The sequence below is a fragment of the Pseudoalteromonas sp. OANN1 genome (assembly GCF_024124685.1).
In the GTDB taxonomy this organism is placed as follows: domain Bacteria; phylum Pseudomonadota; class Gammaproteobacteria; order Enterobacterales; family Alteromonadaceae; genus Pseudoalteromonas; species Pseudoalteromonas piscicida.
Genome location: NZ_JAMXSE010000008.1, coordinates 125,204 through 137,506 on the forward strand (window position 1 = coordinate 125,204; position 12,303 = coordinate 137,506).

The window sequence follows — 12,303 nt, forward strand, 5'->3', positions numbered from 1 at the left end:
CAAAAAGGTCACAGCTTGTATTCCACTAGATGATGTTTGATGGTGGGGGGGTACTTGCTCCAATACGCCACTTTGCAGTATGGCGTATTGGACGGTTGTCGTGTTCTAAACTTGGTTAGCTAAACATCGCCATTGGTTTTTGTAAGTCTTTTGGGAAGCTGATGTAGTAGGTGAGGCCTTTGCCTTCTTCACTATTTACTTCGATATCCCCATTCAAAGTTTGTTTTACGAGGTTTAGGGTAATATGGGTACCAAGCCCACTGCCACCTTGATCGCGTTTGGTCGTAAAGAAGGGATCAAACAACCGGTCTAGTTGGGCTTTACTTACGCCCTTGCCGTTGTCTTTGTAGACGATATTAACCATACCATTGTCTTCTTTGATTTTAATATCTATTTGTCCTTGGTCTTGATTTTCAAAACCATGGATCAAAGAGTTCATGATAAGGTTAGTGAATATTTGGCTAATTGCCCCAGCTGGTAAATTTAGCGTCATGTCTTCAGGGCATTCAACATTCACTTGATGATGAGTTTTCTTCAATTTTGGATGTAATGAGCGGATCACTTCACCAAGGTATTGCTTCAGGTTAATAGTACGAACCGCTTCACTGGCCTGATCGACTGCAATTTGTTTAAAGCTTGCGACAAGCTCCGATGCACGGTCTAAATTAGTGGTAAGTAGGCTAGCACTTTGCTTTGCTTCACTAATAAATTCTTCTAACGCTTTTGGTGATAAGGTTTTTCCGTTGTACGCCGCCTCAAGCTGATCTAAACGTTCCTGTAAAAACGACGTCGCAGTCACGCCGATACCAACGGGCGTATTAATATCGTGCGTAATACCGGCAACGAGACCACCAAGTGCCGCCATTTTTTCAGAGCCCACTAAGCGCTCTTGAGCCATATTTAGCTCGTCTACGTATTTCTCAAGCTCTTTTTGTTTAGTTAGTAGTTCTTCTTCTGTTTGTTTTCTTAAATCAATCTCTTCTGTGAGCGTTAACTTCTGCTTTTCTAATTCATACTTTTGTTGCTGGAGATCCATCATCGCTTGGCTAAGGTTCGAAGTCTTACGTGCGACTTCTTGTTCCAACTGAATATTATGTTGGTCGAGTTTTTCATTGCTGATCAGCAGCTCTTTTTGAGTTTGGTCGAGTTTTTTACGATATTCAGAGACCTTATCAATTAGCTTATTGAATGCCTCTTCCATGATCTTTAGTTCATTGCGCTCTTTTGCGCCGATATCTATTTTATGGCCATCAACGTTGTCGACCTCAAAGTCTTCAATTTGCTCGGTGAGGTCGCTTAATGGCTCGGTAAGTAGCTTTCTGAAGGCAATTAAAAACAGAATAATCAAGAATGTTGTCTTGATCATCGCATTACCTATCAAAAAGTAGATAGAAATCATGATGCGGCTAAAGACGACTTCTCGGCTAGAAAATAATGTTACGTCGCCGACTTGCGTTGCACGTCCCGAAAATTCAAAAATTAATGGAAATGTATAACCAAATAAACCGGATGGCGTATCTTCGATTATTGCTTCTTCTTGAACAAGCTGTTGGCTATACAGCTCGTGAATATCTAGTGAGCGGCCAAGCTGCGAAATAATCTCACCGCTGTCATCACGTACAATAATTCCTTCGATCATGGGGATCGCAAGTAGCCCCTCAGCCGTAGTAACGGTCTGCTTCGTATTGAGTTCCCAAATGGCACGGGTCAAACTGCGGCTAAAGGTTTTTTGCAGCATGGTAAGTTCATTGCGAATATAGTCTTTGGTATTGACGTATTCAGCAACGATTTGACCACATGTGACGACAAAGGTTAGAAGGAAGTAAACCGACAGCACATTGGTGAGCAATTTTTTTGAGAGGCTTTTTTGCAGCATGAATTAAGCTGAGCTCCTACGGTAAGTTCATCGCCTTTGTATAATCTGTTCTTAAAGTTAGCCAATAAATGGTTAAAAATAAATAATTATCTTCATTAATTATGCTTTTTAGCGCCTTACCTAGGAAAGTTTAATGTGTTATAAGATAGCGATATCCAGTGACCGTTTTATTAACGATAGTACAAGACTGACCACTTTATGAGTTATTCCGTCTTAGTTTGCGATGATTCGGCTGTCGCCCGTAAACAAGTCATTAAAAACTTACAGAGCAAATTAGACCTGACCTTGCACCAAGCACAGAATGGCCAGCAGGCGATTGATTTACTGAAAACTCAGCAAATAGATTTATTGTGTCTGGATTTAACCATGCCAATACTTGATGGGGTTGCTGTGTTAGAGGCAATAAAAGCACACCGAATTGAATGTTTCGTGGTGGTTATTTCGGCAGATGTTCAGGCCAAGATGAAAGAAAGGGTAGCGAATTTGGGAGCGTTAGGGTTTTTAGAAAAACCGGTTAAAGCAGAGCAGTTATTAGGATTACTGCACCAGTTTGGTATCCGATAACTTATATATGCAAATTACAAATGTCACTATTAAAAATTTGCATAATCTATTTTGCTCTTTCGTATTGACAGCGCGGCTAAACTTCAGGCACTCTAAAATTATGAAAACGAATATTATCACTACGACCATTATTACAACCACCATCCTAACGGGATAGTGGCATAGGTCAGTGCGAGTTTGAAAAAGGCCTGTGTTCACTAAGAACACAGGCCTTTTTTGTTTTTGGAATGAGGAAAAATGATGCGAGTACTAAAGTTTGGAGGGTCTTCCCTCAAAGATTTTGCCTGTTTACAAAGAGTCAGTGAGCTAGTTAAAGACCACGGCCAGCAGCAAGCGCTTGTCGTGCTGTCGGCTCCCGGTGGCATGACAGATCAGCTTGTTGAGCTTGCTGATTTGGCTGGACGAGGGGAAGCGTTTGACTCCCAGTGGCAGTCATTTACTTCCCGCAGCCAAGGCTTATACGATGAAGTACAAGCGGTGTACGGTGGTGTTGTAGGCTGGCCTGACTTTGAATTACTTAAGAATAAATTAGATGGGGCCAAGTTACTGGGACATTGCCCAGATCAAGCAAGAGCCTATGTCATTAGTTTTGGTGAACGCATTAGCGTTGCGCTGATGGACACTATGCTGCAATCAGATTCAGTAGCGCTCAGTGCTGACGCTTGTGTAAAAACGCAGGGCGGGTATCTTGATGCCGAGGTTGACCTTAAGCTAAGTAAATTATGTTTTGCAGAGTTGGTGCGTGCCCAAGCGTCGCGTTTTTATATCATGGCAGGATTTACGGGAAGCAATGAAGCGGGCGAGCTAACAACACTTGGTCGCAATGGTTCTGACTACTCTGCGGCAGTCGCTGCTGCGTGTCTTGAAGCCGAAATCTGCCAAATCTGGACTGACGTTGATGGTGTCTACAGTGCAGATCCTCGCCTGATAAAGAAAGCGACTAAGGTTGACGTGCTATCTTATAAAGAAGCCATGGAGCTATCTTATTTTGGCGCTAAAGTGCTGCACCCAAAAACCATTTTACCTTGCGCCAAAGCAGATGTGCCTTGTGAAATTAAAAATACTCATGATCCAGAAGTGCCGGGTTCACTGATTTGTGCTCAAGGCGGTGGCGAGGCTCCAGTAAAAGCGCTTTCGAGTCTTGATAAACTGGCTATGTTGACCGTGGCAGGACCTGGGATGAAAGGCAAGGTTGGCATGGCTGCTCGGGTCTTTTCCGCACTGGCAGCAGATAATGTATCCATCGTACTTATTACGCAATCTTCTTGTGAATTCAGCATCAGTTTCTGTGTCCATGAGCAAGACTTAACACTTGCGCTGGTTGCGCTTGAACAGGCATTTGAGCTTGAAACGCAAGCAGGATTAATTGACCCAATTGAAGTGCAACGTAACCTTGCTATCGTTACTTTGGTTGGCGATAACATGAAAGCGCACAAAGGTCTTGCGGCCAAATTCTTTGCGTCACTTGCACAGGCTCAGGTGAATATTGTTGCCATCGCGCAGGACTCAACGGAGAGTTCTATTTCGGCGGTGGTTGACGGTGAACTTTGCCAAGATGCAGTAAAAGTGTGTCACGAAAACTTCTTCACGCACGTGCCATCCATCGATGTTTTCTTGATTGGCTGCGGTCTAGTGGGTCAAGAATTAATGAAGCAGTTTCATAAGCAGCAAGCATGGCTTGAAAAACGCAATATCCGTTTGAATCTCTATGGCATTGCAAACTCAAGTAAGTGTTACTTAGACCCAGAAGGCGTACCGTTTGATAACTGGGAGCTGGCGCTTGAGAAAGCTGAGTCGGGCTTTGATTTACAACAGGTGAGCCAGTTTGTTAGACAAAATCATTTAATTAACCCTGTGATTGTCGATTGTAGTGCGGCTCAGTTTGTTGCCGATGGCTATTTAGATTTTCTTAATGCGGGCTTTCATGTCGTTGCGGCCAACAAAAAAGCCAATACTGGCAGCTATGAGTATTATCAGTCACTGCAGCAGGCTGCACTTGCTAAGCGCCGCCACTTTCTATACGAAACCAACGTTGGCGCCGGACTCCCTGTATTAGACAACCTTAAATTGCTGTTTGGCGCAGGAGATGAATTACTGTCATTCAGTGGTATTTTGTCTGGCTCGCTATCGTATATCTTTGGCGTATTGTCGGATGGTTTATCGCTATCGGAAGCGACAGAGAAAGCCAAACAAAGTGGTTTTACAGAGCCAGATCCGCGCGATGACTTATCTGGTACGGATGTCGCGCGTAAGCTGCTTATCATTGCCCGTGAATCGGGACTGCCGTTGGAGCTCAGTGATATTGAAGTTGAATCTGTATTACCTGAAGGGTTTGCTGAGGGCGCCAGTGTTGATGAATTTATGGCGCAATTACCGCAATTAGATGATGCTTTCGCAGCGCGTATTGCTGCGGCAAAAGCACAAGGGCAAGTGCTACGCTATGTCGGTTCAATCGTTGACGGTAAATGCCGCGTTGGCATTGAAGCGGTAGATAAAGAGCACGCTCTGTACGATATTCGTGATGGTGAAAACGCACTGGCTATTTTAAGTCAGTATTATCAACCAAAGCCTTTTGTGATCAGAGGTTATGGCGCGGGCGCTGAAGTAACCTCTGCAGGCGTATTTGCTGATATCCTAAAAACGCTGTCGAGGTAGGAGTTATGAAAACGTTTTATGCACCAGCGTCAATGGGCAATTTTTGTGTTGGCTTTGACGCCCTTGGCGCCGCAATCCAGCCTATTGATGGCAGTTTATTGGGCGATCAGGTCAGTGTTGAAGCCGCAGAGCGTGATACGTTCAATTGTATTGGTCCATATGCAGAAAAGCTCTCCGCCGATCCTAAAGACAATTTGGCGTTTCAGTGTTTACAGCACTTCAAACTGCATGTGGCACCAAACATGCCAGCAGTTGCTATGACCTTATATAAGGGCCTTCCTGTTGGTTCAGGTTTAGGTTCAAGTGCATGCTCTGTGGTTGCCGCTTTTGCTGCACTTAATGATTTTGCCAATACGCAATTGAGCCAAGAGGCGCTCATTGAATTGATGGCCGACTTTGAAGCAAAGGTCAGTGGCGGTCGTCACTATGACAACATCACGCCATGCTACCTTGGTGGACTACAACTGACGGCAGACTGCATTCCAAGTAAAGCAATCAGTGTTGCGCATGATGAGAGCTGGTTTTATGTTATTGCATATCCTGGCTTTGCCTTGAATACAGCGAAAGCAAGGCAAGCACTACCACAGCAATTTTCTTTGCATGATACGGTGGAATTTGCCCAGCGATTGTCGGGCTTTTGTTTATTGATGCAGTCAGGTCAATTTGACAAAGCACTGTCGATGATGAAAGACAGCATTGCCGAGGAAGCGAGAGCGCCACTCATTGCCGGCTTTAGTGAGGCAAAAGACGCGCTACCAGCCCTAGGTGCTGAGCTGGTGAGTATTTCAGGGGCAGGGCCCACATTATTTGCTATTTGTAAGTCAGAGCAACAGGCAAATGCAGTGCAGCAATGGTTGCAACAAAATTACATTAATGAAGCAGGGTTTAGCCATGTTTGCCGATTAGATATGCTTGGCACAAGAGAATTAAAGGATCAAAAGTAATGAAATTAGTGAATTTAAAAGACGAACAGCAGATAGTCTCATTCGTTGAAGCGGTAAAAATCGGTTTAGGTCGTAACCAAGGGGTTTTTTTTCCTCCTACATTTGAGCGTATTGCGGATGTTGATGCACTACTTGAATTACCTTTTGCTGAGCGTAGTGCCAAGGTATTACATCACCTTATTGGTGATGAACTACCACAAGATACGCTCGATGCAATGGTAAAACGCGCCTTTAATTTCCCAGCTAAGTTAGTCGAAGTTGCTAAAAATCAGCATTGTTTAGAGCTTTTTCATGGACCAACACTGGCGTTTAAGGACTTTGGCGGCCGCTTTATGGCTGAATGCATTAGCATGTTTAATCAAGGTGAGCGCGTGACTATCCTCACGGCAACAAGTGGCGATACTGGCGCCGCCGTTGCCCATGCCTTTTACGAAAAAGAAAATGTCGATGTGGTGATCCTTTACCCTCATGGCAAAATTTCGCTTGCCCAACAAAAGCTGTTTACAACACTTGGGAAAAACATTCATTGTTATGCTGTAGATGGCAGCTTTGATGACTGCCAAGCGATGGTAAAGTCTGCATTCCTTGATGACGAAGTAAAGCAAAAGCTTGGTCTTAATTCGGCAAACTCCATCAACATCAGTCGTTTAGTGGCGCAAGTGTGTTATTACTTTGAAGCGCTAGCGCAATTACCTAAGTCGCAGCGTGATAAAGTGCATGTTTCAGTGCCAAGTGGTAACTTCGGTAATGTCTGTGCGGCGATGATTGCGGCCGCGATTGGACTGCCGATTGCCAAGTTAAGTGCCACGACAAACCAAAATGATACTGTACCCCGTTATATTGCCTCGGGTGAGTGGCAACCAAACGACACTTTGGAGTCACTCTCTAATGCGATGGACGTGAGTAAACCTAATAACTGGCCTCGAGTTGAAATCATGCTAGAAAGAGGGGATTTTAACAAACATGACTTTTATTCACGTTCGGTGACGGAAGCGCGAACTCAGACAGTAATGCAAGAATTACATGATAAAGGTTACTTGGCTGAGCCACATACTGCGATAGCCTACGAAGGATTAGCGCTGGACTCTCAAGCGGATGAAACCGGAATTTTCCTTGCCACTGCGCATCCTGCGAAGTTTAAGGAATCTGTAGAAGGTGTTTTAAATCAGAAGCTTGACATGCCAAAACCGTTGGTCGATGCATTGCAAAAACCATGTTTGGCAGAGCCGCTTAGTGCAGATTATGATGCTTTGAAGGCAGCAATGTTAGCAAAACTCAACTAAATCAGAGAGCCTGTCTGAGTGGGTAGAACGCCCACTCAGATAAGGTCAATTTCAAGACTATATTAGCTTTTCAAATACAACTTAGGTTGTCTTATTTAAAATATTAATGTTTAAATAAAAAAATATCATCGCGATAGGGGTGTGAAATAAATTCAATCCCTGCTTAAATATGCCCATGCTGATTTCATAGGCAAACTGGTTATCTTGTGATGCTAGATTGTCTTTAAAAATACCCTTACGTTTACCTAGGAGAAACCATGTTAGAACGTAACATGAATATTGCAGATTTTGACCCAGAACTATTTGCAGCGATTGAAGCAGAAACTTCACGTCAAGAAGAGCACATCGAGCTTATCGCTTCTGAGAACTACTGTAGCCCACGTGTACTTGAAGCGCAGGGTTCTCAGCTCACAAACAAGTATGCTGAAGGTTACCCAGGTAAGCGTTATTACGGTGGTTGTGAGCACGTTGATGTGGTTGAGCAACTCGCGATTGACCGTGCCAATGCGCTATTTGGTTCGACTTACGCAAACGTTCAGCCTCACGCTGGCTCACAAGCAAACGCGGCGGTATTCCAAGCGCTACTTCAGCCACATGACACTGTGCTAGGTATGAGCCTTGCTCACGGTGGTCACTTAACGCACGGTTCACACGTAAACTTCTCTGGTAAAACGTACAATGCTATTCAGTACGGTCTAAACGAAGAAACTGGTGAAATCGATTACGCGCAAGTTGAAGCGTTAGCACTTGAGCACAAGCCAAAAATGATCATCGGTGGTTTCTCTGCGTATTCAGGTATCGTTGACTGGGCTAAGTTCCGCGAAATCGCTGATAAAGTAGGTGCTTACCTACTTGTAGATATGGCGCACGTTGCCGGTCTAGTTGCTGCTGGTATTTACCCAAGCCCAGTGCCTCATGCACACGTTGTAACAACAACAACGCACAAAACGCTAGCGGGTCCTCGTGGTGGTCTTATCATCTCTGCTTGTGATGATGAAGAAATCTACAAAAAGCTAAACTCTGCTGTATTCCCTGGTGGCCAAGGTGGTCCTCTATGTCACGTTATCGCTGCGAAAGCGGTTGCCTTCAAAGAAGCACTACAACCAGAGTTCAAGTCATACCAAGAGCAAGTGGTTAAAAATGCACAAGCTATGGTTGCGGTACTTCAGGAGCGTGGTTATAAAGTGGTTTCTGGCAAAACTGAAAACCACCTATTCCTACTTGACCTGATTGATAAAGACATCACAGGTAAAGATGCGGATGCAGCGCTTGGCCGTGCAAATATCACAGTAAACAAAAACTCTGTACCAAACGATCCACGTTCACCGTTCGTTACTTCTGGTCTACGTATCGGTTCTCCTGCGATCACTCGCCGTGGCTTTAAAGAGGCTGAGTCGAAAGAGCTTGCTGGCTGGATCTGTGACGTACTAGACAACATCAATGATGAGTCTGTACAGGCACAAGTGAAAGAAAAAGTAAAAGCAATTTGCGCTAAATTACCTGTTTACGCATAATTTCGCTCACAAAAAAGCAGTTTTTTGTTATGATTAAGGCCGCATTCAAGCGGCCTTTTTTGTTTTTGAGTCAACGAGAGCGTCTATGCATTGTCCATTCTGTACAGCCAAAGATACCAAAGTGATAGATTCACGTTTGGTTGCTTCCGGCCACCAAGTCCGTCGCCGTCGTGAGTGTATTTTATGCCACGAACGCTTTACCACTTTTGAAGGTGCAGAGCTCTTAATGCCGCGCGTAATAAAGCAAGATGGAACCAGAGAGCCTTTCAATGAAGATAAGTTACTCAATGGCATGCACCGAGCGCTGGAAAAGCGCCCCGTCAGCACAGAACAAATAGAAGAAGTGGTACACCAGATTAAATCTCAAATTCGTGGTACGGGCGAACGTGAAGTACCAAGCGACATGATTGGCGAATGTATTATGGAAGCCCTCAAAAAGCTCGATAAAGTGGCTTATGTGCGATTTGCTTCAGTATATCGCTCTTTCGAAGATATTCGTGAGTTTGGTGAGGAAATTGCGAGGTTGGGGGATTGAGCCAGTTCACAGCGCAAGATCATGATTACATGAGCCGCGCCATCACGCTTGCAAAGCGCGGTAAATACACCACAACACCCAATCCAAACGTCGGCTGTGTGATCGTAAAAGACGGTGAAATAGTCGGCGAAGGCGCACACTTAAAAGCAGGTGAAGGCCATGCTGAAGTACATGCGCTTAAGCAAGCTGGAGCTAAAGCCGCTGGTGCAACTGCCTATGTAACGCTTGAGCCATGTAGTCACTATGGCAGAACACCGCCGTGTGCTAAAGGTCTGATTGACGCAGGCGTCAGCAGAGTGGTTGCAGCTATGGTTGATCCAAACCCACAAGTTGCTGGGCGTGGATTGGCAATGTTAGAGGCCGCGGGAATTGAAACGGCTTATGGTTTGCTAGAGCCACAAGCAAGGGCGCTAAATACTGGTTTCTTGAAGCGAATGGAGTATGGGTTGCCGTTCGTGACCTGTAAGCTTGCCGCTTCTCTTGATGGCAAAACTGCATTAACCAATGGCCAGAGCAAGTGGATTACCTCAGCGGCAGCGCGCTTAGACGTACAGCGCCACCGCGCGCAAAGCTGCGTGGTCTTGACCGGAGCGGATACGGTTATGGTAGACAATGCCAGACTCAATGTTCGTGAAGAGTTTTTGCAAGACACCGATTATCCTCAACCTGAGCTACGCCAGCCGATACGTGCGATTATTGACTCACAAAATCGTCTGACACCAGATCTTGCGCTATTTAAAATTGCATCTCCAGTGATTATTTTTCGCCGTACTATTGATAATTCAGCGCAATGGCCTCATTTCGTAGAGCAAATTGTCGTGCCTGAAATCAACGGTAAGCTCGACCTAAAAGCCGTGCTCAACAAGCTGGCTGAAAAGCACTGTAATTATGTTTGGCTTGAGGCTGGCGCCACCCTTGCAGGGGTAATGCATGAACAAGGGCTAATTGATGAATATATCATCTATTTGGCACCGAAAATAATTGGCGCTGGAAAAGGGCTGTTTAACACCACACCACTGAGTGCCATGTCGCAAATACCAGAGTTAGTGTTTGGCGACGTTTGCCAAGTGGGGCCTGATCTCAAACTTATCGCGACTAAAGAGAAGTAAAATGTTTACAGGTATTATCGAAGCAACAGGAACATTAACTCAATTGCAGCTCAAGGGCGGCGATTTAATTGTTCGTGTGACCACGACATCTCTTGATATGAGCGATGTAAACTTGGGTGATAGCATTGCCACTAACGGGGTCTGCCTGACCGTAACTGAGAAGTTTCATGATGGCTTCAAAGCCGATGTTTCTAACGAAACCTTAAGTTTGACGCGTTTTGCCGAGTACCAACAAGGCCAAAAGGTAAATCTTGAAAAGGCACTGCAGCCGATTTCACGCCTAGGTGGTCATTTGGTGTCAGGTCATGTGGATGGTATTGCTGAAGTGGTTGAGATAACCGCTAATGCCAGAGCGACTGACTATTGGTTAGCCGCGCCATCATCGCTAATGAAGTATATTCCGTATAAAGGCTCGGTTGCCATTGATGGTATCAGTTTGACGGTCAATGCCGTGGAACAAAATCGCTTTAAACTGACCATAGTGCCTCACACGGCGCAAGAAACGACGATTGCAGGTTTTCAAGTCGGGTCAAAACTAAACTTAGAGGTTGATCAAATCGCCCGCTACCTCGAAAGACTAATTCAGGGTGAGCCAAGCGCTGCCAGCGAGTCCACTCTCACAACCAGTCTATTGGCGAAAGCTGGCTTTATAAAGTAGCCACAGACAAAGTAAAAATGGGAAAACTATGAGTTTAAATAGTGCTGAGGAAATCATCGCGGATATTAAAGCCGGTAAAATGGTTATTTTGATGGATGATGAAGACCGAGAAAATGAAGGTGATCTGATCATTGCAGCAGAGCACATTACACCAGATGCAATTAATTTCATGGCAACATATGGTCGCGGGTTAATCTGTTTAACCATGACACAGGAGCGCTGTGAGCAGCTGAACTTGCCACTAATGGTGAAAACCAATGGCGCTCAGTTCTCTACCAACTTTACTTTGTCTATTGAAGCTGCGAAAGGCGTAACTACTGGGATTTCAGCGGCAGATCGTGCTCGTACAGTGCAAGCTGCAGTTGCCAAAGGTGCAGTGCCTGAAGATATTGTACAACCTGGTCATATCTTCCCAATCATGGCGCAACCAGGCGGCGTTTTAACGCGCGCAGGCCATACTGAAGCTGGATGTGATTTAGCACGTTTGGCGGGATTGGAACCTGCATCTGTGATTGTTGAAATTCTCAATCCAGATGGCACTATGGCACGTCGCCCCCAACTAGAAGTATTTGCAAAAGAGCACGATATTAAAATTGGCACCATCGCTGATTTAATTGAGTATCGTAACTTAAACGAAACCACTATCGAAAAAGTAGCAGAGTGTAAACTGCCTACTGAGTTCGGTGAGTTTAATCTGGTAACGTACAAAGACACCATTGATAATCAACTTCACTATGCGATGGTAAAGGGCGAGATAAAATCGGAAGAAGCCAATTTAGTGCGCGTGCATTTGCAAAGCACGTTTAACGATATTCTTCATTCAGATCGCAGTGCGGATAGAAGCTGGACGCTGCAAAGTGCCATGAAGCACATCGCTGACAACGAAGGTGTATTAGTCATTCTTGGTAAGCAAGAACACAGCGAAGAAATGGAAGCGCTAGTTAAGGCGTTTGCTGCGGAAGATGCGGGCGAACAGGTGAACTACCGTAAATTCCAAGGTACTTCGCGCACCGTAGGTGTGGGGTCGCAAATTTTGGCTGATTTAGGCATTCAGAAAATGCGCCTAATGAGTCTACCGAAAAAATATCATGCACTGTCTGGTTTCCACTTAGAAGTGGTTGAATACGTCGAACCAAAATAATTCCAAAATGCCAAATTGATCGCA

The 12,303-nt window shown here is 44.9% G+C and carries 10 protein-coding genes; 9 read left to right on the plus strand and 1 reads right to left on the minus strand.

The annotated features are described in order from the left end of the window. Positions 1 to 115: 115 nt before the first annotated feature. The gene (locus NH462_RS09340; RefSeq protein WP_010372128.1) at positions 116 to 1,876 is read right to left on the minus strand and encodes a HAMP domain-containing sensor histidine kinase; all 1,761 of its coding nucleotides are present in this window, start codon (positions 1,874 to 1,876) and stop codon (positions 116 to 118) included. Positions 1,877 to 2,074: 198 nt separating this feature from the next. Between NH462_RS09340 and NH462_RS09345 the strand changes: the two genes are divergently transcribed. From NH462_RS09345 to ribBA, 9 genes are all read left to right on the plus strand, one after another. After that, positions 2,075 to 2,440: a response regulator gene (locus NH462_RS09345; RefSeq protein ID WP_253105503.1), complete on the plus strand. Its 366-nt coding sequence runs from the start codon at positions 2,075 to 2,077 to the stop codon at positions 2,438 to 2,440. 240 nt (positions 2,441 to 2,680) lie between these two features. Further along, on the plus strand, positions 2,681 to 5,095 hold the full coding sequence (thrA, locus tag NH462_RS09350) for a bifunctional aspartate kinase/homoserine dehydrogenase I (protein WP_253105551.1): 2,415 nt from the start codon (positions 2,681 to 2,683) through the stop codon (positions 5,093 to 5,095). Between the two features lie 5 nt (positions 5,096 to 5,100). Continuing rightward, the gene (gene thrB, locus NH462_RS09355; protein WP_010372120.1) at positions 5,101 to 6,039 is read left to right on the plus strand and encodes a homoserine kinase; all 939 of its coding nucleotides are present in this window, start codon (positions 5,101 to 5,103) and stop codon (positions 6,037 to 6,039) included. After that, the gene (gene thrC / locus NH462_RS09360) at positions 6,039 to 7,322 is read left to right on the plus strand and encodes a threonine synthase (RefSeq protein ID WP_010372117.1); all 1,284 of its coding nucleotides are present in this window, start codon (positions 6,039 to 6,041) and stop codon (positions 7,320 to 7,322) included. The genes thrB and thrC overlap by 1 nt, the downstream gene beginning before the upstream one ends. A 257-nt stretch (positions 7,323 to 7,579) precedes the next feature. After that, a complete protein-coding gene (gene glyA / locus NH462_RS09365) occupies positions 7,580 to 8,836 on the plus strand; it encodes a serine hydroxymethyltransferase (RefSeq protein ID WP_010372111.1) in 1,257 nt (418 codons plus the stop codon). Between the two features lie 85 nt (positions 8,837 to 8,921). After that, positions 8,922 to 9,371 (plus strand): transcriptional regulator NrdR, encoded by a 450-nt coding sequence (gene nrdR / locus NH462_RS09370; protein WP_010372109.1) that lies wholly within the window; start codon positions 8,922 to 8,924, stop codon positions 9,369 to 9,371. Beyond that, positions 9,368 to 10,480, plus strand: a complete 1,113-nt coding sequence (gene ribD / locus NH462_RS09375) for a bifunctional diaminohydroxyphosphoribosylaminopyrimidine deaminase/5-amino-6-(5-phosphoribosylamino)uracil reductase RibD (protein ID WP_253105505.1) — start codon at positions 9,368 to 9,370, stop codon at positions 10,478 to 10,480. The genes nrdR and ribD overlap by 4 nt, the downstream gene beginning before the upstream one ends. A 1-nt stretch (position 10,481) precedes the next feature. Beyond that, a complete protein-coding gene (locus NH462_RS09380) occupies positions 10,482 to 11,138 on the plus strand; it encodes a riboflavin synthase (protein ID WP_010372102.1) in 657 nt (218 codons plus the stop codon). A gap of 28 nt (positions 11,139 to 11,166) precedes the next feature. Next, on the plus strand, positions 11,167 to 12,279 hold the full coding sequence (gene ribBA / locus NH462_RS09385) for a bifunctional 3,4-dihydroxy-2-butanone-4-phosphate synthase/GTP cyclohydrolase II (protein WP_010372099.1): 1,113 nt from the start codon (positions 11,167 to 11,169) through the stop codon (positions 12,277 to 12,279). Positions 12,280 to 12,303 lie beyond the last annotated feature (24 nt).

Bases quoted from the DNA above. Each gene is read 5' to 3' on its own strand.
- NH462_RS09340 (WP_010372128.1), bottom strand. From the start codon at position 1,876: ATGCTGCAAAAAAGCCTCTCAAAAAAATTGCTCACCAATGTGCTGTCG.
- NH462_RS09345 (WP_253105503.1), top strand. From the start codon at position 2,075: ATGAGTTATTCCGTCTTAGTTTGCGATGATTCGGCTGTCGCCCGTAAA.
- thrA (WP_253105551.1), top strand. From the start codon at position 2,681: ATGCGAGTACTAAAGTTTGGAGGGTCTTCCCTCAAAGATTTTGCCTGT.
- thrB (WP_010372120.1), top strand. From the start codon at position 5,101: ATGAAAACGTTTTATGCACCAGCGTCAATGGGCAATTTTTGTGTTGGC.
- thrC (WP_010372117.1), top strand. From the start codon at position 6,039: ATGAAATTAGTGAATTTAAAAGACGAACAGCAGATAGTCTCATTCGTT.
- glyA (WP_010372111.1), top strand. From the start codon at position 7,580: ATGTTAGAACGTAACATGAATATTGCAGATTTTGACCCAGAACTATTT.
- nrdR (WP_010372109.1), top strand. From the start codon at position 8,922: ATGCATTGTCCATTCTGTACAGCCAAAGATACCAAAGTGATAGATTCA.
- NH462_RS09380 (WP_010372102.1), top strand. From the start codon at position 10,482: ATGTTTACAGGTATTATCGAAGCAACAGGAACATTAACTCAATTGCAG.
- ribBA (WP_010372099.1), top strand. From the start codon at position 11,167: ATGAGTTTAAATAGTGCTGAGGAAATCATCGCGGATATTAAAGCCGGT.